General features: G+C 69.0%; 24 protein-coding genes and 1 tRNA gene. 13 read left to right on the top strand and 12 right to left on the bottom strand.

Annotated elements, in window-relative coordinates:
• Positions 1–45 precede the first annotated feature (45 nt).
• The 6 genes from JNX00_RS14280 to JNX00_RS14255 all read left to right on the top strand — a co-directional run bounded on the left by JNX00_RS14280 (position 46) and on the right by JNX00_RS14255 (position 4,925).
• Entirely contained in the window at positions 46–1,401 is a 1,356-nt protein-coding gene (locus JNX00_RS14280; RefSeq protein WP_204742685.1) for an FAD/NAD(P)-binding oxidoreductase, read from the top strand.
• On the top strand, positions 1,398–3,317 hold the full coding sequence (gene selB / locus JNX00_RS14275) for a selenocysteine-specific translation elongation factor (RefSeq protein ID WP_204742684.1): 1,920 nt from the start codon (positions 1,398–1,400) through the stop codon (positions 3,315–3,317). Before JNX00_RS14280 ends, selB begins: the two co-directional genes overlap by 4 nt.
• Before the next feature lie 42 nt (positions 3,318–3,359).
• Positions 3,360–3,455: transfer RNA gene (locus tag JNX00_RS14270), tRNA-Sec, on the top strand.
• Between the two features lie 58 nt (positions 3,456–3,513).
• The gene (locus JNX00_RS14265) at positions 3,514–3,924 is read left to right on the top strand and encodes a glycine cleavage system protein H (RefSeq protein WP_239478147.1); all 411 of its coding nucleotides are present in this window, start codon (positions 3,514–3,516) and stop codon (positions 3,922–3,924) included.
• Complete coding sequence (locus tag JNX00_RS14260; RefSeq protein WP_204742682.1) at positions 3,917–4,309, top strand: DsrE family protein; 393 nt, start codon at positions 3,917–3,919, stop codon at positions 4,307–4,309. The genes JNX00_RS14265 and JNX00_RS14260 overlap by 8 nt, the downstream gene beginning before the upstream one ends.
• 25 nt (positions 4,310–4,334) lie before the next feature.
• Positions 4,335–4,925: a nitroreductase family protein gene (locus JNX00_RS14255; RefSeq protein WP_204742681.1), complete on the top strand. Its 591-nt coding sequence runs from the start codon at positions 4,335–4,337 to the stop codon at positions 4,923–4,925.
• A 10-nt stretch (positions 4,926–4,935) separates the two neighbouring features.
• On the opposite strand, the gene JNX00_RS14250 is transcribed toward JNX00_RS14255, so the two are convergent.
• The gene (locus JNX00_RS14250; protein ID WP_204742680.1) at positions 4,936–6,156 is read right to left on the bottom strand and encodes a hypothetical protein; all 1,221 of its coding nucleotides are present in this window, start codon (positions 6,154–6,156) and stop codon (positions 4,936–4,938) included.
• Between the two features lie 243 nt (positions 6,157–6,399).
• Here JNX00_RS14250 and JNX00_RS14245 point away from each other — a divergent pair, with 243 nt between their 5' ends.
• A complete protein-coding gene (locus JNX00_RS14245; RefSeq protein ID WP_204742679.1) occupies positions 6,400–7,263 on the top strand; it encodes a putative selenate ABC transporter substrate-binding protein in 864 nt (287 codons plus the stop codon).
• A gap of 54 nt (positions 7,264–7,317) precedes the next feature.
• Here the strand turns inward: JNX00_RS14245 and JNX00_RS14240 are convergent, their stop codons facing one another.
• From JNX00_RS14240 to JNX00_RS14230, 3 genes are all read right to left on the bottom strand, one after another.
• Positions 7,318–9,501: a choice-of-anchor O protein gene (locus JNX00_RS14240; protein ID WP_204742678.1), complete on the bottom strand. Its 2,184-nt coding sequence runs from the start codon at positions 9,499–9,501 to the stop codon at positions 7,318–7,320.
• 50 nt (positions 9,502–9,551) lie between these two features.
• Complete coding sequence (gene mrtJ / locus JNX00_RS14235) at positions 9,552–9,992, bottom strand: JDVT-CTERM system glutamic-type intramembrane protease (RefSeq protein WP_204742677.1); 441 nt, start codon at positions 9,990–9,992, stop codon at positions 9,552–9,554.
• 123 nt (positions 9,993–10,115) lie between these two features.
• Positions 10,116–11,900, bottom strand: coding sequence for a choice-of-anchor Q domain-containing protein (locus JNX00_RS14230; protein WP_204742676.1), 1,785 nt, complete (start codon positions 11,898–11,900; stop codon positions 10,116–10,118).
• A gap of 310 nt (positions 11,901–12,210) precedes the next feature.
• Between JNX00_RS14230 and JNX00_RS14225 the strand changes: the two genes are divergently transcribed.
• Positions 12,211–12,678: an RT0821/Lpp0805 family surface protein gene (locus tag JNX00_RS14225; protein ID WP_204742675.1), complete on the top strand. Its 468-nt coding sequence runs from the start codon at positions 12,211–12,213 to the stop codon at positions 12,676–12,678.
• A 5-nt stretch (positions 12,679–12,683) separates the two neighbouring features.
• Here JNX00_RS14225 and JNX00_RS14220 read toward each other — a convergent pair whose 3' ends face one another.
• Both JNX00_RS14220 and JNX00_RS14215 read right to left on the bottom strand, forming a co-directional pair.
• A complete protein-coding gene (locus JNX00_RS14220) occupies positions 12,684–13,547 on the bottom strand; it encodes a Crp/Fnr family transcriptional regulator (RefSeq protein ID WP_204742674.1) in 864 nt (287 codons plus the stop codon).
• Between the two features lie 205 nt (positions 13,548–13,752).
• Positions 13,753–14,880: a substrate-binding domain-containing protein gene (locus JNX00_RS14215; protein ID WP_204742673.1), complete on the bottom strand. Its 1,128-nt coding sequence runs from the start codon at positions 14,878–14,880 to the stop codon at positions 13,753–13,755.
• A gap of 98 nt (positions 14,881–14,978) precedes the next feature.
• Between JNX00_RS14215 and JNX00_RS14210 the strand changes: the two genes are divergently transcribed.
• The 3 genes from JNX00_RS14210 to JNX00_RS14200 are packed head-to-tail and all read left to right on the top strand — an operon-like array spanning position 14,979 to position 17,253.
• Positions 14,979–15,707 carry an ABC transporter permease gene (locus JNX00_RS14210; protein WP_070399934.1) on the top strand — a complete coding sequence of 243 codons (729 nt, stop codon included), beginning with the start codon at positions 14,979–14,981 and terminating at the stop codon, positions 15,705–15,707.
• Positions 15,704–16,456: a phosphate ABC transporter ATP-binding protein gene (locus JNX00_RS14205; protein ID WP_070399935.1), complete on the top strand. Its 753-nt coding sequence runs from the start codon at positions 15,704–15,706 to the stop codon at positions 16,454–16,456. The genes JNX00_RS14210 and JNX00_RS14205 overlap by 4 nt, the downstream gene beginning before the upstream one ends.
• Before the next feature lie 5 nt (positions 16,457–16,461).
• Positions 16,462–17,253, top strand: coding sequence for an extracellular solute-binding protein (locus JNX00_RS14200; RefSeq protein WP_239478341.1), 792 nt, complete (start codon positions 16,462–16,464; stop codon positions 17,251–17,253).
• Positions 17,254–17,264: 11 nt separating this feature from the next.
• Here the strand turns inward: JNX00_RS14200 and sulP are convergent, their stop codons facing one another.
• Genes sulP through JNX00_RS14175 form a run of 5 tightly spaced genes read right to left on the bottom strand, consistent with a single transcriptional unit; the run spans position 17,265 to position 20,644 of the window.
• Positions 17,265–18,995: a sulfate permease gene (sulP, locus tag JNX00_RS14195; protein WP_204742672.1), complete on the bottom strand. Its 1,731-nt coding sequence runs from the start codon at positions 18,993–18,995 to the stop codon at positions 17,265–17,267.
• A 16-nt stretch (positions 18,996–19,011) separates the two neighbouring features.
• Complete coding sequence (locus JNX00_RS14190) at positions 19,012–19,428, bottom strand: TIGR01244 family sulfur transferase (RefSeq protein WP_070400114.1); 417 nt, start codon at positions 19,426–19,428, stop codon at positions 19,012–19,014.
• A gap of 9 nt (positions 19,429–19,437) precedes the next feature.
• Positions 19,438–19,869 carry a YeeE/YedE family protein gene (locus JNX00_RS14185; protein ID WP_070399938.1) on the bottom strand — a complete coding sequence of 144 codons (432 nt, stop codon included), beginning with the start codon at positions 19,867–19,869 and terminating at the stop codon, positions 19,438–19,440.
• A gap of 11 nt (positions 19,870–19,880) precedes the next feature.
• Entirely contained in the window at positions 19,881–20,318 is a 438-nt protein-coding gene (locus tag JNX00_RS14180) for a YeeE/YedE family protein (RefSeq protein WP_070399939.1), read from the bottom strand.
• 14 nt (positions 20,319–20,332) lie between these two features.
• A complete protein-coding gene (locus tag JNX00_RS14175) occupies positions 20,333–20,644 on the bottom strand; it encodes a metalloregulator ArsR/SmtB family transcription factor (RefSeq protein WP_083293249.1) in 312 nt (103 codons plus the stop codon).
• Positions 20,645–20,751: 107 nt separating this feature from the next.
• Here JNX00_RS14175 and JNX00_RS14170 point away from each other — a divergent pair, with 107 nt between their 5' ends.
• Positions 20,752–21,630, top strand: coding sequence for an MBL fold metallo-hydrolase (locus tag JNX00_RS14170; RefSeq protein ID WP_204742671.1), 879 nt, complete (start codon positions 20,752–20,754; stop codon positions 21,628–21,630).
• A 1-nt stretch (position 21,631) separates the two neighbouring features.
• On the opposite strand, the gene JNX00_RS14165 is transcribed toward JNX00_RS14170, so the two are convergent.
• Positions 21,632–22,300, bottom strand: coding sequence for a substrate binding domain-containing protein (locus tag JNX00_RS14165; RefSeq protein ID WP_275564509.1), 669 nt, complete (start codon positions 22,298–22,300; stop codon positions 21,632–21,634).
• Between JNX00_RS14165 and JNX00_RS14160 the strand changes: the two genes are divergently transcribed.
• Positions 22,238–22,522, top strand: a complete 285-nt coding sequence (locus tag JNX00_RS14160) for a cupin domain-containing protein (RefSeq protein ID WP_239478146.1) — start codon at positions 22,238–22,240, stop codon at positions 22,520–22,522. The two genes, JNX00_RS14165 and JNX00_RS14160, sit on opposite strands and share 63 nt — an antisense overlap.
• Positions 22,523–22,547 lie beyond the last annotated feature (25 nt).

The following is a 22,547-nucleotide window of genomic DNA, read 5'->3' as shown; positions in this document are numbered from 1 at the left end:
TCACCCCCTTCAAGACCGATCCCGAACACCCCAGGAGCCTGTCGCATGACCCTCGATCGCCGCCACTTCCTCACCGCCGCCGGCGCTGGCGCCGCCACGCTGCTCACGGGCTGCGCCAGCACCGGAGGCGCAGCGGCCAAGCCCGCGCTGCCCTTTTTCATCGGCAGCCCCGCGCAGACCCTGCTGCCCAAGGGCCGGGCGCCGCGCGTGGTGGTCTGCGGTGGCGGCTGGGGCGGCCTCACCACGGCCAAGTACCTGCGCCAGCTGGCGCCCGCGGCCGAGGTCGTGCTGATCGAGCGCAACCCGGTGTTCTTCTCTTGCCCCATCAGCAACAAGTGGCTGGTCGACATGGTCGACACGAGCTTCATCACCCACGACTACCTGCGCGTGTCGGAGCGGCACGGCTACCGCTTCATCCAGGCCGAGGTGCTGGAGGTGGACCGCGGCGTCCAGCGCGTGGTCACCTCGCTGGGCGCGCTCGACTACGACTACCTGGTGTTGGCCCCAGGTATCCGCTACCACTACGAGGCCTGGTTCGGCAACGACCGCCGCATCGCCGATGCCACGCGCGCGCGTTTCCCGGCGGCCTACATCGGCAACGCCGAGCACTTCGCGCTCAAGCGGGCCCTGCACAACTTCAAGGGCGGCGATTGGGTGATGACGCTGCCGCCCCCGCCGCAGCGCTGTCCACCGTCGCCCTACGAGCGCGCCTGCATGGTGGCCTGGTACTTCAAGAAGAACGGCATCAAGGGCAAGGTCACCATACTGGACCACAAGGACGGCGTGCGCCCCATCGGCCCTGGTTTCCGCGCCGCTTTCAGCGAGCTCTACAAGGACTTCATCACCTACGTGCCGAACGCGCACGTGCAGTCCATCGACCCCTTCAAGAAGGAAATCAAGACCGACGCGGGCGACATGCGGTTCGACCATGCGGTGCTCATGGCGCCACACCAGGCGGGCGACCTGGCCTGGAAGGCCGACACCATCGGCCGCAACAGCGAGGGCAAGCCCACCGGCTGGGCCGAGGTCGATCCGCAGATGCTGCACCTCAAGGGCGACCCGGCCGTCTACGTCATTGGCGACGCGGTGGGTTTTGTCTCGCCGCATTTCGCCTTCTATCCCAAGAGCGCCCACGTGGCCAACAAGCATGGCCACATCGTCGCGGGCTACATCGCCGAGCGCATCGCCGGCCGCGCGCCCCAAACCGTGCTGCCCGACAACCTCTGCTACATGATGGTCAATGGCGAGCCGCGCGAAGCCATCAGCGTGCAGTTTGACTACAGGCTCAACGACAAGGGCGTGATCGAGCAGACGCAGATCGACGTCAACCAGCGCAGCGGTGAACTCGTGCAGGAGAACTTTCGCTGGGCCGGCCTCAAGTTCGAGGACATGTTCGGATGATCGTCGGCACCGCGGGCCACATCGACCACGGCAAGACCACGCTGGTGCGCGCGCTCACTGGCGTGGACACTGATCGGCTGCCCGAGGAGAAGCGCCGCGGCGTGTCCATCGAACTGGGCTATGCCTTTCTCGACACCTCCGACGGCCGGCGCATCGGCTTCGTCGACGTGCCCGGCCACGAGCGCCTGGTGCACACCATGCTGGCCGGCGCGACCGGCATCGCCCACGCCCTGCTGCTGGTGGCCGCCGACGATGGCGTCATGCCGCAGACGCACGAGCACCTGGCGGTGCTGAGCCTGCTGGGCCTGTCCAGCGGCGCCGTGGCCGTCACCAAGTGCGATCGCGCCGACGCCGCGCGTGTGGCCTCGGTGGTGGAGGAGGCGAGGGCCCTGATCGCGCCGACGCCGTTGGCCGGTTCCCCGGTGCTGCCGGTGTCCGCCCACACCGGGGAAGGCCTGCCGACCTTGAAACAGCACCTGTTCGATGCCGCCGCGCGCGCGGCCGAGCACCCGCGCCGGCTCGACGCGTTCCGCCTCGCCGTGGACCGCGTGTTCGTGCTCGATGGCACCGGCACGGTGGTCACGGGCACCGTGCACGCGGGCACCGTGCGCGTGGGCGATGAGCTGCGCCTGGTGCCAGGCACCCGCAGTTTGCGCGTGCGCAGCGTGCACGCGCAGAACCGTGCGGTGCCGGAAGCCTCGGCCGGCCAGCGCTGCGCCCTGGCGCTCGCGGGCGTGGAGCGCGAACAGGTCCAGCGCGGGCAGTGGCTGGTCGCGCCCTGGGCCGCCCTGGCCACCGACCGCTTCGACGCCCGTCTGAACCTGTGGCACGGCGAGCCGCGCGCGCTGCGCTCAGGCACGCCGGTGCATGTGCACATCGGCTCGCAGTCGGTGATGGGCAGCGTGGCCGTGTTGGAGCCGGCGGTGGTCGAGCCCGGAGGCTCGGCGCTGGTTCAGATCGTGCTGCGCGAACCCGCCGGCGCCTGGCACGGCGATCGCGTGGTGCTGCGCGACGCGGCGGCCAGCCGTACGCTGGCCGGTGGCACGGTGCTCGACCCGCTGGCCCCCGTGCGCTACCGGCGCACGCCGCAGCGCTTGAGCGAACTGCAGGCCCTGTCCCAGGCGACCGTGGGCGAGCGCCTGGCCGCCTTGTTGGCGGTGTCTCCGCAGGGTCTGGAGTTGCGCCGTTTCGCCGCCGCGCAGGGCTGTGGGGTCGACACCAGCACATCCGGGCGGGGCGAAGGCCCGCTGCGTCAGCACGAGGCCCAGGCCGAGCACCTGCTGCACGAAAGCCACGCCGCCGAGGCCGCGCGGCGCGTGCACGAAGCCCTGGCCGCCTACCACCACAAGCAGCCCGACGAGCTGGGTCCCGACGCCGCGCGCCTGCGCCGCCTGGCCCTGCCACGCCTGCCCGAGCCCCTGTGGCGCGCGTTGCTGGCGCGTGGGATCGCGCAGGGCGCGCTGAGGCAGCGCGGCGCCTTCGTGCACCTGCCCGAACACGGCGTGCACCTGTCGGCGGTGGAGGAGCGGCTGGCGCAGAAGGTGGCGCAGCCGCTGCTGGAGGCCGGATTCGATGGCGCCTGGGTGCGCGATCTGGCGCGCGACGCCAAAGAGTCGGAGGCCTTGATGCGCGTGACGCTGGCGCGCCTGTCGCAGCGCGGCGAGCTGCACCAGGTGGTGAAGGACCTGTACTACCCTCCCGCCACCATGGCGCGCCTGGCCGCCCTGGTGCGCGACACCGCCGCCGCGCACGGCGGCCAGGTGCAGGCGGCTGATTTCCGCGACGCCACCGGCCTGGGCCGCAAGCGCGCCATCCAGATCCTGGAGCACTTCGACCGCATCGGCCTGCTGCGCCGTGTGGGTGACGTGCATTGGCTGCGCGCCGACAGTCAGCTGTTTGCGCAAGCGCCGATATGATGGCGCCGCAGGTTTCGAGGCGGGCCGTCCGGCACGTTTCAAGGAAGGGAAACGGCCCTGGTGGGCCGGCCGGGCTTCAAACCCGGTGGGTGGCGCCATGCGTCGCCGGGTGGGTTCGACTCCCATTCTCTTCCGCCACCGTTTTTTGAACCTGGGGTTGGACTTGGATCGCTTCACCCCTGACTTCCCTGCCGACTTGCTGTATCTCGTGGAGCACCAGGTCTGGGCCCGCGTGGACGCGCCCGGCCTCGTCACGGTGGGCATCACCTCGCTGGGCATCCGGCTCTCGGGCGAGGTCTACATGTGCCGCGCCAAGCCTGTTGGCACGGCGGTGGAGCAGGGGCGCGCCCTCGGCGTGGTGGAACTGGCCAAGTCCATCGTCTCGGTGAAGGCGCCGCTGTCGGGCACGGTGGTCGAGACCAATCCCGCGCTCGCGCAGCGGCCCGAGCGCGTGCACCGCGACCCTTACCGCGAGGGCTGGATCGCACGCCTGCGGCCGTCGGCGCTGGACACCGAAGCCGCCGCGCTGGTCAGCGGCGATGCCGTGTGGGCCGCGATGGCCGAACACGCGCGCCGCTACCGCATCGAAATCGATGGCCATGCCTGACCCGCACGAGGCCGCCGGCATCGCCATCCTCCTCTGGGCTGCCGAGCCCGAGGCGCCGCACCGGCTGGTGGCGCCGTTCTTCTACGCCGCCGCGGCCGCCGCCATGGACACCCCGGTGGAGATCTACTTCAGCGCGCGCAGCGTGTACCTGCTGGTGCCGGGCGTGGCCGACGGCCTGCGCGCCAGTCCGCGCCACGACAAGACCGTGGGCCAGGCCTTGCGCGAGGCCGTCGGGCACGGCGCGCGCCTCTTCGCCTGCACGGACGCGCTGCACGCGCAGGGGATCGCTCCCGACGACCTGATTCCCGAATGCACCGACCGCGGCGGTGCCGTGCAGTTCATGGCCCGCGCCAGCGACCTGCGTTGGCGCACACTCGTGTTCTGACACACCCACCGCACAGCCCGCCGCCATGAACATCCCCCGCGATCCCGCGCCCGCCGACCCGCTCGAGCCTCTGCTGTCGCGCCTGTCGGTTGGCACCAAGTACCTGCGCGAGCCCGCACCCCCGCCCGAGGATCTGCGGCGCATGGCCGCCGCCGCGCTGCGCGCGCCCGACCACGCGGGCCTGGTGCCTTACCGCTTCGCCGTGGTGCGTGGCGAGGCCAGGCAGCGCCTGGCCGACCTCTTCGAATCCGTGGCCCTGGCGCAGGGCAAGCCCGCCGAGCAGGCGCGGCGCGACCGCGGGCGCGCCACCGAACCACCGCTGCTGGTGGCCGTGGTCGCGCGCATCGACGCCGGCCACCCGGTGGCCACGGTGCATGAGCAGTGGATCGCCCTGGGCGGCGCGCTCGCCAACTTCCTGACGGCAGCTCACGCGCTGGGCTATGGCGGCAAGATGCTCTCGGGCAGCAAGGTGCGCGCCGAGGCCGTGATGTCGGCCTTCTGCCGGCCCGGCGAAACCCTGGTCGGCTGGATGGTGCTGGGCACGCCGGTGGGCGTGGGCCAGCCGAAGTTTCACAAGCCTTCGCCGGACGAGCTGCTGGGCGAATGGCCGGGGTGAGGGCCGGGCCTCAGCTGTTGTGGAGGGCGCCCGTGGTGGTGGGCGAATAGACCGGCATCTTGAAATCTTTTTGGGCAGGGGGGAAGTCAAGCTTCTTCGGTAGGTTGTCGGGGTCCAGCGCCAGCTCTTGGTTCACGGCCTGGAGCGTGAGCCCCAGCGCGACGTTGTGCATGCCGGGGTAGCTTCGAGCGATCAGCGCCACGTTCTGCAGCAGCTCCTGCTGCTGTTTCGCATGGCCTTTCAACATGGCCTGCCAGATTTCCGGGATGTTGGCCAATGCCGGTGGTGCGAGGTTTGCCAGCTGGGGGCAGCTCGCAATGTCTCGCGCGATTTCCTGCCGCACTTGCGCAGACTGTGCTTGCACGTATTGGGCCACCCCGTCCGGCAGCGACAGTGTTTGCAGGTGGGCATGCCGGGCGAGGCTCCTGAAGAAGTGCTTCCATTGGTAGAGACCGGCCTGCTGGTCGCCACTCAGCTCCAATGACTTGAGTGCGCCGAGTGGTTTGAGGCCGCCGTCCTTTGCTGGTTGGTCGAGCACACGCTGGAGGTTGTCCAGGTCGCGTTCGGTGAGGTGGCAATCGCGCAATTCCAGGCGCTCCATCCGGGGCGCCTTCGCGCAGGCGCTCAACAGCTTGAAGAGCGGCGCGTCTCTGAAGTAGATCAGCGGATGGCTGGGCTTGTCGCTGCCCATGAGCCTGGCACCGTTCAGGCTCAGGTGCTTCAGGCCGCCACTGTTTTCAACGATCCTGGCAATGGCGGCGAGATGGCTGACCTGAAGAGAAGGCTTTTGCGTTGTCGACCCCTTTGTGGCCGGAAAACCCACATAAGAAAAATCGATGGATTCCAGCTGCGCTTGTTCTTCGAACAGCTTCAGCAGTGAGCTCAATTGCGGAAGTTCCATGTGTGAAAAATCCAGCGCGTTGACCTCATTGCGCAGAAGGTATTGATGGAACGAAAAGAGCTCCAGCAGCGCGGCATAACCCTCTTCGCCGAGCTGGCCGCTCAATTTCAGTTCACGTATCCCTTGTTTGTTCATTTCGCGAAACAAGGGGGAGAGCTCACAGGCGCTGGATGCGGCGGTGTTGAGGATGTCCATGACCCGCTGGCCAGCGCTGGCCGCAGTCAGCGGGGGGGGCGATTCAGCAGGCTTTTGTGTCGATCCGTTGAACCTTGTCTGGTGGCTTGTCCCGGTGGGCTGGGGATTCGAAATGGCGGCGCTGCTGCGTTTCATTGAGGGATGGGGCGGTGGGTCAGTGGACGGCGCGGGGTCGCGGCCATCTGCGTAACGTCCGCCATTCCGTTTGTTGCAAGGCAGTCGGTCGACGGCCTGACGGATGCCGCGTGGACTAGGATTCGCGGTCCGATGCGCCGCCCGCGCGCCGGACCCCGCCAGGGCATGCCGCCTTCCTTTCTCGCAAGGCCGCGCCCGTTGCCGCTTCCTTGAATCCTTTCCTCCTTTCATCAGGAAACCACCATGACCCGCCTTTCCCCGCTCCACCGCTTTCGCAACGCCCTTGTGCTGGGCGTCGGCCTGATCGCCGCCGCCGCGCAGGCCCAGCAGGTGTTTCGCGTCACCGCCATCCCCGACGAATCGCCCACCGAGCTGGCGCGCAAGGCCGCGCCGCTGGTGAAGTACCTCGAGGGCGCGCTGGGCATGAAGGTGGAGTACACGCCGGTGACCGATTACGCCGCCGCCGTGGAGGCGCTGGTGAACAAGAAAGTGGACATGGCCTGGTTCGGCGGCTTCACCTTCGTGCAGGCCAATGTGCGCTCGGGCGGCAAGATCATTCCGCTGGTGCAGCGCGAGGAAGACGAAAAGTTCCGCTCGGTCTTCATCTCCAGCGACCCGGCCGTGAAGTCGCTGGCCGACCTCAAGGGCAAGGACGTGAGCTTCGGCTCGCAGAGCAGCACCTCGGGCCACCTCATGCCGCGCAGCTTCCTGCTGCAGGCCAACATCAACCCCGAGAAGGACTTCGGCCGCGTGGCCTACAGCGGCGCGCACGACGCCACCATCGCGGCCGTGGCCTCGGGCAAGGTGCAGGGCGGGGCGCTGAACATCTCGGTGTGGGAGAAGTTCGTGGCCGACAAGAAGGTCGACACGACCAAGGTGCGCGTGATCTTCACCACCCCGCCGTACTACGACTACAACTGGTCGGTGCACGCCGACATGCCCGCCGCGCAGCGCGAGAAGCTCGCCGCCGCGCTGCTCAAGCTGGACCGCGCCACGCCGCAAGGCAAGGAGGTGCTGGACCTGCAGCGCGCCACCCGCTTCGTGCCCACCAAGGCGGACAACTACAAGGGCATCGAGGCGGCCGCGCGCAGCGCGAACCTGCTGTGAGCGATTGACCGCCGCGTAACGGGGCGCGGCTTCTGCGTGGAGCGGCCCCCGACTCTACGGACTGACGATCGCGGTGAGGCTGCCGCTGCCGTACTCGGCAACGGTCTTGGCCACACCGGGCGCCACCTGCACCGTGGCGTCGGCCTGGTTCCACACACCGTAGAAGCGTCCGCCGTCGGGTCGGGTCACCACCTGCGATTCATACGCCGATTCGTCGTCGTCGAACAGGCGTCCCGCCGCCACCGAGTATTGGACGGGCGGGTAGAAGTTGCGTGCCGCATCGATGCTGGCCGTGATGAAGATGCCCAGGTTCGCCCCGCCACCGGAGACGTCGGGGGCAAGGTTTTCTTGGGTGCCCCAGGCCACGTAGATCACGTTCGTGTTCTGGCAAGCGGTCGGGTCGGTGGTGGTTGGATCGTCGGGCCGCCCACTGGGGCACGAGGCCGCACTGCCCTTGGGCGTGCCGAACAGACGAGGCTCGCGCACATTGATGCGTCTGTCGGTGATGTTGGTGACATTGCGGGGCAGGTCCCAGGTGCCGCTGCCACCAGCAAAGGTGTATTTGCGGATCCAGAAGTTGTAGTTCTCGAGTTGGAGCGGGAGCTTGGCAAGGTCACCCGTGTACGAGTATCCAATCCACAGATCGCTCCCTCGCAGCACGCCTCGGTGCGCCAATGCGTTTTCGCTGGCGTTGGTCTCGGTCCCGTCGCCAAGGCCGTTGTCGGCCATGGTCAGCTGGGGGCTGCGGCTGCTGATGTTTTCGGCCGGCGCATTGTTCAATCCCATCGCGGTGGCGTAGTCGGAGGTGGCGCACGCCGGGGCCACGGCGGGCGCCATGTCCCCCGGTTGAAGGCCTCCCATGCCACGGCGGACCACGATGTCGGACGGACCGCCCTTGTCGAAGATGCCTTCCTTCCAGAACACCGCGATCTGTATGCCACCCGTGCCCGCGTCGGCGGGACTCTGTGTCAGGAATCGGACACGGCGCGCGTTCTTGAGCGGATGGCTGATGACACAGCCAGCTTTGTCGGCCGCCGTGGCCGCGGGCTCGGCGAAGGGGAAAGCGTGGTATCGCACGAACTTGCCGGCGTTCGGCCCTTCGGGGCCCTTGGTTTCTTCGTAGGCAACGATGGCCGTGTTGCTCACCATGCCGATATTGGGGCGTGAGGCGCCGACCACGCCAGTCTCGATCTGCGCGGGGTCCACGCTGGCGCCCATGCCGTCGACCACAGGATGGCTCTGGTCCGCCAGGCCGTACTGGCCCTGCCAGTTGTCCGTCAGGCGCACGGGGGCGGCGAGGTCGAAGTCGTCGGCGGGCGTGGATGGCACGGACAGATCGATCGTGGCGCTGGTGTACCAGATGTCCGTGCCACCGTTGACGTCGGCGCCCGAGGCGCCGTCACCGGGACCATCGCCCCCGCCGAGTCGCAGCCCCTGCGGGTCTTCCTGCCAGGACGCGTTCACCTGGCCCCTCCGCGTGTCGGTGTTGAAGGTGCCGCTGCTGGAGTCCTGGATTGCGTCACGCAGGCCGGTGCTCAGTTGCACCGCCGCGCTCCAGCTGCCACCGTTGTTGAGGGAGTGGACCATCCAAGCACAGGCGAAGGGAATGACACGGCCGTCGCGTTCGGGGTAGCGCAGGGCCCGTTGAACAGGGGCCTGAATGCCGGCGGTGCCCAGATCGCCATCGGGGCAGTACTTGCTGACCCAGGTCACCACCATCACCGGCCCGCTCGTCTTGACGGTGGGTTTGTCGATATCGCCGGGATAGGCCTTGAGGCCGGGGGACGACGGACCCTGCCATTCGGTGGCGATGCTGCTCTTGTCGGACGACTGGGAGAGGTTCGTCGCTGCCGACCAGTCGACCAGGTCATCGCAGGTTTTCACGGGCACGGCCGAAGCATCGGGCTTGCATGTTTTCACATAGATGTCCCGCGCAGGGCGTTCGACCTGGGCCTGGACGTCGTACACGAGGCGGCTGTTGTCGGCTGCGTCGCCGTAGATGACGACCAGGGTGCCATCACCTGCGCGCTGGATCTTGGGCTTGTCGCCCGAGCCGAAATCGCTGAGCGTCAATGGCGTGCTGGTCGTGATCATCGCCGGCGCCGGCGCCGGTGGGGGTAGGCCTGCATCGACGCCGCCGCCGCCGCCGCAGGCGCCGATCAGGGATGCCACGATCGAGCCTGCGATGATCGAGAGGCGAGGCCACCAGGGCCCCTTTGGGTCGTGGAAATGCGGCATATCTGACTCCGTTGGCCTTCAAAAAAGGGCGGCATCTGCACTGCAGGCGTTTATCCGGCGAGGCAGGCCGCCACCCCGAAGCCGGCGTTGAAATGCGCATGCGCCAGCACGCATGGCCAGGCGCTGCCAAAACGCTCGCGTATGTGGCCCAGGAGCAGCGACGGCAGCGCCACCGCCAAGGCCCATGGCCAGGGTTGGTTGTTGAGGTGCAAGGCGACGAACAGGGCGGTGGTGACGAGATTGGCCTGGCTCACCGGCACCACTCGCAGGCGACGCTCCCACCGGCCATTCCACTGCGACAAAGCGCCCTGGACCAGGCCTCGCACCGTCACCTCTTCCAGCAGCGGTTGCACGACCACCAGGGACAGCCAGGCCGTGGCGCTGACCGGCGCGCGCAGGGAGGCGCCGACCAGCAGGCCAAGGCCCAGCCACACCGGGACCGCCGACCACAAGGCCGCACGCCAGTGCATGTCTTGCGTCCAGTGGGCCATGGGGCGGTTCAGACCGGCGTCGCGCAGGAGGAGGGCCCACCGGGTCGTCCGCTTGGGGCCTGATGGCGGGGGGACTGTTTCGGTTGACACGGACGAACCTGCATCGCGTGGGGGCGGACGATCTCAGCGGTTGCGGGCCGGGCGAAGGCGTTGGCGCAGCAGCAGCGCGAGCACGGCCAACATGGCCACCATGGGCAACACCGGGTCGATCGGGCGCCGACCATTGGCCATCGTGCAGCCGCCGCCTTCGTCCACCACCGTCGACTCGGGCGTGGGCGCTGCGACCGTGGGCGACTCGAACGCGCCGATGTCCGGGGTGGCGTCGCGCTGGATACCGCGCTGGTCTTTGAGCGCTTCGGTGTCGGCGGTGCCGGCGCCCAACGCCGGACTGCCGTCCAGCAGCGCGTGCGTGAGCGTGGGACCACCGTTGTCGGTGAGCACGCCGATCCTGGGGTCGATCGCCTTCTTGTCGCTGGTGCTCGTCAGCCAGGTGTCGCAGCTGGCGTCGCTGCTGAGGTTCGACGCTTGCGAACTCACAGGCAAGCCGCTGCCCGTCACGCCACAGTTGGCCGATGGCAGCGCCGCGATGGCGGTGTCGTCCATGCCGACGGTCCAGCCTTTGCGGTTCCCCGACAGCATGACGTTCTTCAATGAAACCGTGCTGCCGCCGCTGCTGGATGGAAAGAGGTTGATGCCGGACCCGGCGTTGCTTGAATCGGCCCCCGCGAGGTTGTTGGTGATGGTGACGAAGAGCAACTGAGCCGATCCGTTGGTGTACAGGCCACCGCCGACGTCGGTGCCCTTGTTGCCGCTGATCGTGGTGTTGACGATCTTCAGTGTCACGCCCGCGCGTGCGCTGATGGCGCCACCGCCCACCGCTTCGTTGCCGTTGAACGTCGATCCGGCGATGCCGACCGTGTTGCTCCCCGTGGCAAACAAGCCGCCCCCACCCTCGGCCTTGTTGTCGCGGACGGTGGATTCCAGCAGGGTGGTGTTCCCCTCGTTGTAGATGCCTCCGCCGTTGGTGCTGCCGACGTTGTTGCGCACGGTGCTGCGCGTCATCGTCATGGCGCCTGCCGTGTAGATGCCGCCACCGTCGCCCTGGGCATTGTTGTCATACACGGTCACACCATTGAGCTTGAGCGAGTACGTGGCCCCGCTTTCCTCGCCGCCACCCGGTCGCTTGCTGCCCCCACGTCCACCCGAGTTGGTCGATCCGGTGACATTCGGGTCCACCAGAACGATCGATGCGGCGGGGCCGACAGCAATGCCGCCACCTGCGCGCCGCAGGTAGTAGCGGGTTTCCAGGGAACCGGAGGTCGATGCCGGGCCGGCTTTGATGTCGACCTCGCGCGGCGTGCCACCCCGAACGTCCACTCCGTCCAGCACCACGTCAACGGTGCCTGTGTCGGCCACCACATGGAGGACGCGGTCGCCCACCAGGGCCGCATCCCATTGGATCACCGTGGCCCCACCACCGGCCCCCACCAATCGCAGGCTCTTCTGCAGATCGAGGTCTCCGCGGCTGGCGTCGGGTGTGTTCACGACCACGGGAACGCTCGCGGGGGAGCCCGGGTCGGCGTCGCTGTAGGTTTCGTCGATGCCCTGGCGCGACAGCGTGTACGTACCCGCAGGCATCACGATCGTGTCGTTGGTGCCGAAGGCTTGAGTGACATCGGCCACGCAGTCGCCCATGGAGCCGCCTGCGTTGATGGACATGACGGCTTCGCGCAGCGAGCACTTGCCGTCGCCTGCATTGGCGTCGTCGGCCGCCGTGGGGTCCACCGTGATCGTGGCAGACATCGCGGTGGACACCGTCAAGGCCGTCAACAACGCGCCGCAGATCTTGCGGCCATCCATGCGCGGGACAGCGAGCCCGCGGCGCAACGTCGGGAAAGTGAATTTCATGGCGTCTTCTCTCAGGAATAGGTGGATCGGAAAGCGGAGCGCGTGAGGCCTGTTCATGGCGGCCTGCTCGGGTGGTCAGGGAACGGCGCATCGCGCCCGGCGCTGGCCGATACGCATCGGTTGGCGTCTTGCTGTGGCTGGGGGGCGTGCGGATGCGCAGGCATGTCGGTGGTGGCGGGTTTTCGCTCGGATGGAACGAATGTCGCGCGACCTCAGCCCGTGAGCGATGAGTTTGCTCAACGCGCACCGATTCTTCGGCACGCACACTGAGCGCCTACCGCATGCAGCGTTGCCTCAGGAGGTCGTCACCATGAACGCGAGCCGCACACTTCAACGCGCCAATGTGTTGTTGGCCTGCGCACTGGCGCTGAGCGCCTGCCAGGCGCCCATAACGCAGGAACAAAGCGCCATGGTCATCGGTGGACTGGTTGGCGGCGCCTTGGGATCGCAGTTCGGCCACGGCAGCGGCCGCACGGCCGCGATCATTCTTGGCACGCTTGCCGGAGTGGCCGTTGGTGGCTCTGTGGGCCGCTCCATGGCCGAGCGTGATCGCTACATGGCCGCGCAAGCCCTGGAGACTGTCCGCACCGGGGTGCCCAGTCAGTGGGTCAACCCGGACACGGGGAATCGCTACACGGTGCTGCCCACCACCACATACGACACCGCGGCGGGGCCCTGTCGCGAGTACCAGGTGAGCGCCGTGATTGGCGGGCGGGTGGAGACGGTCTGGGGCACCGCATGTCGACAGCCCGACGGCAGTTGGCTGGCGCGCCCCTGATGCCTTCAGGCCTGAAGGCCTGCGACGCCGTGCACCCCTTGGTCAGCGCGGAGGGGGGCGTCCAGGCGGCATGCCCCCGACGCAACGGACTCTTCCATCGCCTTGCGCGTGCAGCGCGCGTATTCCCGCAGGGCGTCGATGTCGAGAATCTCGACATCGCGATCATTCACATACAGCAGCCGCGCCGCGGCGAGCGCGGAGAACGATCGGCTGACCGTCGCGAGGGCCACGCCGAGCATGCTCGCGATGTCGCGCCGGCCCATGCGCAGCAGGAAGCGCCGCGGTGACAGGCCCTTGGTGCTCATCTGCCGCGATAGCTGCAGCAGGAAGCGCGCCAGCCTGACTTCCGACGAGACCGCGGCCATGATGTCCACGAGGTCGTTGCTGCGCGCGAGCGCCACGCAGGCCGCGCGCTGCAACTCCAGCTCGAAAGCCGGCACCGAGCGGCGGATCAGCGCCAGGGACGACTTGGGGATCACGTAGACGGTGGAGTCCTCCAGCGCAATGGCGCTCGTGGGGTGCTGGTCGGCGCACAGGGCGTCGTAGCCCAGCGCCTCGCCGCGCCCCGCAAACGCGAGGACCTGCTCGTACCCATCTCTGTCGCTGCGAGCGATCTTGAAGGTGCCGGTGTCCACGAAGTACATCGCCATGGCCGGCATCACCATCTCGACCAAAGGCTGGCCTGCCGTCACGCGGCGATGGCCCAATGCGACGCGTGCTGCAGCTTCGCGGATCTCTGGGGTGGGGGGGCCGTGACCGCCGAGCAGTGTCAGCAGATCGGCAAGGCTTTTGTTTCCAGCGACCGCGGGCGCGTCATGGGATGTTGGATAGGGGCGTTGTGGCGGGTGTTCGGGGCCGACTGGCTTCAAGATGCGCTCCTCGAATGGGCGTCGATCGCCTCGTTGTCGGCCACTTGGCCGAACGGAGGATGCGCAGCGTGCCGCGTCGACGATCGATACAAGGTGTTTACCTTCGCTCAGTCTTGGCCATGGTGATTTGTTGCGCGTCAAGAAGCGTGGCAGTGGCAGCGGCGGATAGGCGCCAGGCCGGGTTGACGACGCCGATGACGGCGGCTCAGCCCCACCAGGGCAGCAGCCGCTTCATCGCCGCCACCTCGCCGCAGTGGTCCGGCCGGTAGCCTGGCAGGGCGGCCAGGCGCTCCTGCCAGGCGCGGCTGCGCAGCCGCTCCAGCAGGCGCTGCAGGGGCGGCTCGTCCAGGGTGTTCTTCAGACAGACCAGCAGGTAGCGCTCGTCGGTGACGGGCACGAAGCCCAGGCCGGCGCTGCGCGCCGCGTATTCGGTGCCGAGGCCCACGTCGGCGCTGCCGCTGGCCACGGCGTGCGCCACCGCCGCGTGCGAACGCTCCACGCGCTCGTAGCCGTCCACGTCGCCCGGTGGCAGGCCGGCCTGGGCCAGCAGCTCGTCCAGCAGCAGGCGGGTGCCCGTGCCCTTGGCGCGGTTGACGAAGCGCGCCTGCAGCCGCGCCACGTCGGCGACGTCGCGCAGGCGCAGCGGGTTGCCGGGCGCCACCATCAGACCCTGCGTGCGCCGCGCGAAGCCGATGATCTTGTGCAGACCCGGCTTGAGCAGCGGGCGGTAGGTGCGGGCCGTCAGCGTATTGGCTGCAGCGAAAGGTTGCGTGTGAAAGCCCGCGATCTTGCAGCGGCCCTCGTTGAGCGCGCGGATGGCATCCACGCTGCCGCAAAACTGCACGTCCAGGTGCAGGCGCTGGGCTTCCCCCTGGCCGCTGCCGCCGGCGTCGCGCGCCGCGAAGTCCACCAGCTCGGCGAGGGCGTGGTCGTGGCTGGCGTAGAGCGTGAGCTGGGGGTGCTCGGCGGCCTCGCCGTCGAGCATGAGCGCGAAGGCGCGTTCGAGCTCGGCGCGCAGGTTCTCCATCTGCGGGCCCAGCCGGGCCTGGGCCAGGCGCTCGGCCGCCAGCAGCTTGTCGCCGAAGGGCGTGAGGCGCGCGGCCTGGCCGCGCTCCCAGAAGATCAGGCCCTGGCCGAGATCGGCCTCCCAGTCCTTGAGCTGCCCCCAGACGTGGCGGTAGGACAGGCCCAGCTCGCGCGCCGCGCCGGAGATGGAGCCCGAGGCCTTCACGGCGTGCAGCACGTCCATCATGGGGTTGCGCAGCAGGGCCGATCCATTGCCGGCGGGCCGCTCGCGCGTGCTCAGTTGGTACGCCAGCTCGATTCGTCGCATGGTCGTCAAGTGTGCATCAAGGTGTCTTATGCACCAAGGTTCATACCGCGTCAGTACGTAGCGCGGGCAGGTCTCTGGCTCGCTAAGCTCGCCCACATATGAACACCTTTGCCGATAGCGTGGCGACCGCGATCGGGCTCATCCTTTCCGGCGATGCGGGCCTGTGGGCCATCGTGTGGCGGTCGCTGGCGGTCAGCGTCACCGCCACTGGCATCGCCTACGCCCTGGGCCTGTGGCTGGGCGCCTGGCTGGCGGCCGCGCGCTTCGCCGGGCGCGGCGCGGTGCTCACGCTGCTCAATACCGCGCTGGCGGTGCCGGCGGTGGTGGTGGGGCTGGTGGTGTACCTGTTGCTGTCGCGCTCGGGCCCGCTCGGCTTCTTGGGCTGGCTGTTCAACTTCGAGGCCATGGTGGTGGCGCAGGCCGTGCTGGTGCTGCCGCTGGTGACCGCCCTGGTGCGCCAGGCCGTGGAGGACGCCGACCGCAGCCACGGCGAGCAGCTGCGTTCCATGGGCGCGGGCACGCTGACGCGCAGCCTGCTGCTGGCCTGGGACGAGCGCTACGCGCTGCTCACGGTCTTCATCACGGCCTTTGGCCGCGCCATCGCCGAGGTCGGCACCGTGATGATCGTGGGCGGCAACATCGACGGCTTCACGCGCGTCATGACCACCGCCATCGCCCTGGAAACCAGCAAGGGCGACCTGCCGCTGGCGCTGGGCCTGGGCCTGGTGCTGCTGGCCGTGGTGCTGGTGCTCAATGCCCTGGTGTCTCTGGTGCGGCGCTGGCGCGAGCGGCAAGATGGGCTGCTGCCCGTTGGAGCGGCCGCATGAGCGGGGTGCCGCCCACCGCCATCGCCGAGCCGTGTTTCGAGCTGCGCGGCGCCCAGGTGCGCCTGGGGCCGGCGCCGCGCCCGCCCGCGCTGGACGAGGTGAACCTGCGCATCCTGCCCGGCGAGCGCGTGGCCTTCATCGGCGCCAATGGCAGCGGCAAAAGCACGCTGCTGCGCACCCTGCACGGGCTGTTGCCGCTCACGGCGGGCACGCTGCGGGCGCCGGGCGGCCAGCGCGTGGCCATGCTGTTCCAGCGTCCGCACATGCTGCGCATCCGCGCGCTGCACAACGTGGCCCTGGGCCTGTGGCTGCAGGGGCGGCGCTGGGGCGAGGCGCGCACACTGGCGCTCACCGCCCTGCGGCGCGTGGGCCTGGCCGAGCTCGCACAGCGCAACGGCCGCGCCCTCTCGGGCGGGCAGCAGCAGCGCCTGGCGCTGGCGCGCGCCTGGGCCCTGCAGCCCGACATCTGGCTGCTCGACGAGCCCACCGCCAGCCTGGACCCGCACGCCAAGCGCGAGGTCGAGCAGCTCATCGCCGAGTTCACCACCACGCCCGCGCAGGGCCAGCCCACCACGCTGGTGTTCGCGAGCCACAACCTCGGCCAGGTCAAGCGCCTGGCCAGCCGCGTCGTCTACCTGGAGCAGGGCCGTGTGCTCGCCGACCTGCCCGTGCACGATTTTTTCAACGCCGACCTGTTGCGCGCCGTGTGCCCGCACGCCCATTTGTTCGTTCAAGGAGAAAGCTGGTGAAACCCATCCGTTCCGTCCTCACCCTGGCCGCCGGCCTGCTGATCGGCGGCGCCGCGCTCGCGCAGAGCATCGTCGTGGCGTCCACCACGTCCACCGAGCAGTCCGGGCTGTTCGGTCACCTCCTGCCGCAGTTCAAGCAGGCCACGGGCATCGACGTGAAGGTGGTGGCCCTGGGCACCGGCCAGGCGATCGACATGGCGCGCCGCGGCGACGCCGACGTGCTCTTCGTGCACGACAAGGTGGCCGAGGAGAAGTTCGTGGCCGAGGGCTTCGCCGCCAAGCGCCAGGAGGTCATGTACAACGACTTCGTTCTCGTGGGCCCCAAGGCCGACCCGGCCAAGACCGCGGGCAAGGACATCGTGGCCGCGCTCAAGAAGGTCGCGGCGGCCAACGCGCCCTTCATCTCGCGCGGCGACAAGAGCGGCACGCACGCGGCCGAACTGCGCTTCTGGAAGATGACCGGGGGCGACGACAAGGGCAGTGGCTACAAGGAATGTGGCTGCGGCATGGGCCCGGCGCTCAACATCGGCTCGGGCGCCAATGCCTACGTGCTCACCGACCGCGGCACCTGGCTCAACTTCAAGAACCGGGGCGACCTGACGGTGCTGGTGGAGGGCGACCAGCGCCTGTTCAACCAGTACGGCGTGATGCTGGTGAGCGCGGCCAAGCACCCGCAGGTGAAGACCGCCGAGGGCCAGAAGTTCGTGGACTGGGTCACCGGCCCCGCCGGCCAGGCCGCCATCGCCGCCTACAAGATCGGCGGCGAGCAGTTGTTTTTCCCGAACGCCGCGAAGTAAGCCCCGGGCGCTCAGTCGTCCGCTGGCGCCAGTGACACGGCGGCCTGGTGGTGCGTGAGGAACACGCGCCCGCTCAGGCGCTGCAGGAAGTCGCTGCGCTGCAGCTTGTCCATCACCGGGCCTTTCACTTCCGAGAGGTGCAGTTGCAGGCCGGCGTCGCGCAGGCGCTGGTCGATGGCCTCCAGGCTGTCGAGCGCGCTGGCGTCGATGTCGTTGATGGCCGAGCACTGCAGCACCACGTGGCGCAAGGCCGGGCGCTGCGCCACGGCGGCGTTGATGCGGTCCTCCAGCGCGCGCGCGTTGGCGAAGTACAGGCTCTCGTCCATGCGCAGGGCCAAGACCTGCGGGTGGGTGATGACCTGGTGGCGCAGCACGTTGCGGTAGTGCTCGGTGCCAGGCACCTGGCCGACCTCGGCGATGTGCGGCTGGCTGGTGCGCCACAGGTGCAGGGCCAGCGACACGCCCACCCCGGCCACCAGGCCGCTTTCCACGCCCACCGCGAGCGTGGCCACCAGCGTGGAGAGCACGGCGATGAAGTCCGCCTTGGAGTACATCCATGTGCGGCGCAGGATGCCGACGTCCACCAGCGACAGCACGGCCACCACGATGGTGGCGGCCAGCGTGGCCTGCGGCAGGTGGAAGAGGGCCGGCGTCAGCAGCAGCGAGGCCAGCAGAATGCCGACGGCGGTGTACACGCCGGCGGCGGGTGTCTGTGCGCCGGCGTCGAAGTTCACCACCGAACGCGCGAAGCCGCCGGTGACGGGAAAGCCGCCCGTGAACGCGGCTGAGAGGTTGCTGCCCCCCAGGGCGACCAGCTCCTGATCGGGCTCGATGCGCTGGCGGCGCTTCGCGGCCAGCGTCTGGCCCACCGAGACCGACTCCACGAAGCCCACCACGCTGATCAGCAGCGCGGGCACCAGCAGCGTTTGCCACAGCGCCAGGTCCCACAAGGGCAGGGTGAATGGCGGCAGGCCCTGCGGCACCGCACCCACGAGCTTGACGCCCCGCGCGCCGCCGTCGACCGCCCAGGTGAACAGCGTGGCGCCGATGATGGCGGCCACCGGCCCGGCCTTGGCCCCCAGCTCGGCCGCGCGCGGCGGCACGCCCAGGCGGCGCAGCAGCGGCTGCAGGCCGCGCCGCACCCAGAACAGAAAGGCCAGGCTGGCCGCGCCGATGCCCAGTGTGAGGCCATGCACCTGGCCGCGTTGCGCCCACAGCGCCGCCAGCATCTCCACCAGGTTGTGCCCGCCGGCCGACACCCCCAGCAAGGTCTTGAGCTGGCTGGCCGCGATCAGCAGGCCCGAAGCCGCGATGAAGCCCGCGATGACCGGGTGGCTCAGGAAGTGCGCGAGAAAGCCCAGGCGCAGCAGGCCCATGGCCAGCAGGATCAGTCCCGAGAGGAAGGCCAGCGTGATCGCCACCGCCAGGTAGTGGGCGCTGCCGGCCGCGGCGTGTTCGCCCACGGCGGCGGCCGTCATCAGCGAGACCACGGCCACCGGGCCGACCGCCAGCACGCGGCTGGTGCCGAGCAGGGCGTAGGCCAGCAGCGGCGCCACGCTGGCGTACAGGCCGACTTCGGGCGGCAGGCCCGCCAACTGGGCGTAGGCCAGGCTCTGCGGGATCAGCATGAGCGTGACGATGACCGCGGCGACGGCGTCGCGCAGCAGGGTGTCGCGGCCGTACCCGCGAGCCCAATGCCTCATGGGCAGGTCGGGCCACCAGTGGCGTGTGGACAGGTTCATGGCGGTGTGGCGGCGCTCAGGTCCGCGCTGAGGGTGGGGGCATTCGGCTGAGGTCATACCCCGCGGCGGCGGCCGCCTGCAGCACCTCGGCCCAGGGGCGCTGGCCGGCCTGCGACAGCGCCCAGAGCTGGGTGCTGCGCGTGCCGCTGCGGCAGTACGCGAGCACGGGGCCCTCGGCCTGCGCGAGCGCTTCGCCGAAGGCGCGGCCCTGTGCTTCGTTCAGTTGTCCGGTCACGACGGGCAGGAACACGAAGCGCAGGCCGGCCGCCTGAGCGGCGCGCGCCATGGTCTCGTGGTCGGGCTGGCCGGGCTGCTCGCCATCGGGCCGGTTGCAGATCAGCGTGGTGAAGCCGGCGGCGGCGGCGGCGGGGAGGTCGTCCGGCGCGATTTGGGGGGCAACGGACAGGGTGGGGGTGAGGCGTTTGAGGTCCATGGTCATCCTTCAGGTCGTGCGGGTCTTCGCGCTCATGCGCTCCAGCCATTCGAACACGACCATGCCCATGAGCATGGCCAGCACGAAGACAAGACCCTTGACCTCGCCCGCGGCCATGGACACCAGCCCCGGCCCGGGGCAAAAGCCCGCCAGGCCCCAGCCCACGCCGAAGGTGAGGCTGCCCAGCACCAGCCTACGGTCGATTTCCGTGGCCTTGGGCAGGTACATGCCCGAGCCCAGGAAGCTGCGCGTGCGCCGTTTGGCCACCGCGAAGGCCAGCAGGCCCACGGCGATCGCGCCCCCCATGACGAAGGCGAGGGAGGGGTCCCAGGCGCCGGCCAGGTCCAGGAAGCCCTGCACCTTGCCGGGGTCCGTCATGCCCGACAGCATCAGGCCCAGGCCGAACAACAGGCCGATGAAAAATGCGGAGAGTTTCTGCATGGTTGGTGTCCTCAGATCAGGTGACGGATGACAAACACGGTGGCGAAGCCGGTGGCCATGAAGGCCAGCGTGGCGACCAGCGAACGCGGCGACAGGCGCGACAGCCCACACACGCCATGGCCGCTGGTGCAGCCCGAGCCGTAGCGGGTGCCGATGCCCACCAGCAGGCCGGCCAGCACCACCAGGCCGGTGCTGGCGTCGATGCGCGGCGCGCTCAGCCAGCCCGCGGGCGCCAGCCAGACGAACACCAGCGGCGACACCAGCAGGCCCGCGACCAGGGCCAGGCGCCAGCCGATGTCCCCGGCCTTGGGGTTCAGCAGGCCGCCCACGATGCCGCTGATGCCCAGCACGCGGCCATTGAGCAGGATGAAAAGCGCCGAGGCCAGGCCCAGCAGCAGCCCGCCGGCCAGAGAGGCCCAGGGCGTGAAATTGACCCAATCGATCGTCATGGTGGAAAACTCCTTCAACGGGAACAGAACTGTTGGTACACGGTGCGGATGACGGCCTGCGCGGGTGGGCTGTCGATGCTGTAGAAAACGTGCTTGCCCTCGCGGCGCGTGAGCACCAGCCCCTCGTCGCGCAACACCGTGAGCTGCTGGGACAGCGTGGGCTGCGTGATGCCCAGCGCGGCCTCGAGTTCGCCCACGTTGTGTTCGCCTTGGGACAGCTGGCACAGCAGCATCAGGCGGTCGGGGTTGGACAGCACCTTCATGAGGCGACAGGCCTCGGCGGCGGCCGATTGCATGTCATCGATGTCGAGCTTGGCAGCAGGCATGGGACACTCCATTCAATGTGCCGTTCATCGGCGGCACGGTCGACACTATATTGACTGATAGATTGTTTGTCAATATATTGTTGTTCACTTATTGAAAGGAGCCTGCCATGTCCGTCGCCACCACCGTCCGGCCCCAGGTCCAAGGGCTGTTCGACCCCGCCACCTGGACCGTCACCTACGTCGTGCACAACGGCCCGGGCACGCCTGCGGCCATCATCGACTCTGTGCTGGACTACGACCCCAAGTCGGGCCGCACGCGCACGGCCTCGGCCGATCAGGTGATCGACTATGTGCGCGCCAACCGCCTCAAGGTCGAATGGATCCTGGAAACGCACGCGCACGCCGATCACCTGTCGGCCGCGCCCTACCTGAAGAAGCACCTGGGCGGGCGCATCGGCATCGGTGGGCGCATCACGCAGGTGCAGAAAGTGTTCAAGGCCGTGTTCCATCTGGAGCCTGAGTTCCGCCTCGACGGCTCGCAGTTCGACCACCTCTTCCAGGAGGGAGAGCGTTTTCGCATCGGCGAACTGGAGGCCGAGGTGCTCTACGTGCCCGGCCACACGCCCGCCTGCGCGGCCTACCACGTGAGCGATGCGGTGTTCGTGGGCGACACGATGTTCATGCCCGACGTGGGCACCGCGCGCTGCGACTTTCCCGGTGGCGACGCCAAAACACTGTACGCCTCGGTGCGGCGCCTGCTCTCGTTGCCGGGTGACACGCGCCTGTTCATGTGCCACGACTACCCGCCCAACGGCCGCGAGGTGCGCTTTGAAACCACGGTGGCCGAACAGCGCGCGAACAACATCCACGTGCACGACGGCGTGAGCGAGGCGCAGTTCGTCGAGATGCGAACGAAGCGCGATGCCACGCTGGACATGCCGACACTGATCCTGCCGTCGGTGCAGGTCAACATCCGCGCGGGCGAGTTGCCGCCGCCCGAGGCCAACGGGGTGTCCTACCTGAAGATTCCGGTGAACGCGCTGTGAGTCAGCGCGCGGCGAAGGCCTCGGTCAGCGCATCCGCCAGCACCCGCCCACGCGCCGGCATGAGCCGCTGCGTGGGCATCAGCCGGTGGATGGACATGTCGGGCGGGCGCAGCCGCGGCGGCAATTGCACCAGCGCGCCGCTGGCCAGTTCGTCCTCCACCATGTGGTCGAGCCGTTGCGTGAGGCCCAGGCCCAGCGAGGCCGCGCGGGCCATGGCCTCGCCGTCGATGATGCGCAGCGCGTGCTCGGGGTGCAGCGTGCGTATCTCGCCGTTCACCCGGAACGGCAAAGGCCGGTTGCGTCCGCTGGAGTGCTGTCGGTAGACGATGAAGCGGTGGCGGGCGAGGTCCTCATGGCGGCGCGGGCGGCCCGCGCGGTCCAGGTAAGACGGCGCGGCGCACAGGATCATCGATTGTTTGGCGAAGCGCCGCGCCACCAGGCTCGAGTCATCCAGCTCGCCCACGCGCACGCTGGCGTCCAGGCCGCTTTGGACCAGGTCCGCGTAGGCGTCGGAGAGCGGGATGTCGAGCACCAGGCCGGGGCGGCGTTCGGCGAGTTGCGCCAGCACCGGCAACAGCTTGCGCCGGCCGAAGGCGATGGGCAGGGCGTGTCCGTGATCGATCAGTCCATCCCCGAAGCCACCCCATCGCGGGCGTGGCGCACGCCACATGACGAGGTGGTGCTGTGCCACGCGGGTGCAGGCGAGCTGCACATCGACGGCGAGGTCCAGCGCTTCGGCGCCGGCCAGAGCGTGGTGTTGCCGCGCGAGAAGCTGCACCAAGTGTTCAGCGTGGGCGCCACGCCCCTCGAGCTGACGGGCGTGTTCGGGCAGACGCCGGTGCCCGTGCGCCTGCCCGACGGGCAGGCGCTGGAGCAGCCCTGGCGGAGCTGACATGGCCCATAAAAAAAATGCCGGC

Source organism: Hydrogenophaga sp. YM1 (assembly GCF_016903055.1).
Taxonomy (GTDB): Bacteria; Pseudomonadota; Gammaproteobacteria; order Burkholderiales; family Burkholderiaceae_C; genus Hydrogenophaga; species Hydrogenophaga borbori.
Note: the sequence above shows the minus strand (reverse complement) of the source record. Positions and strands in the feature narration are given on the sequence as shown.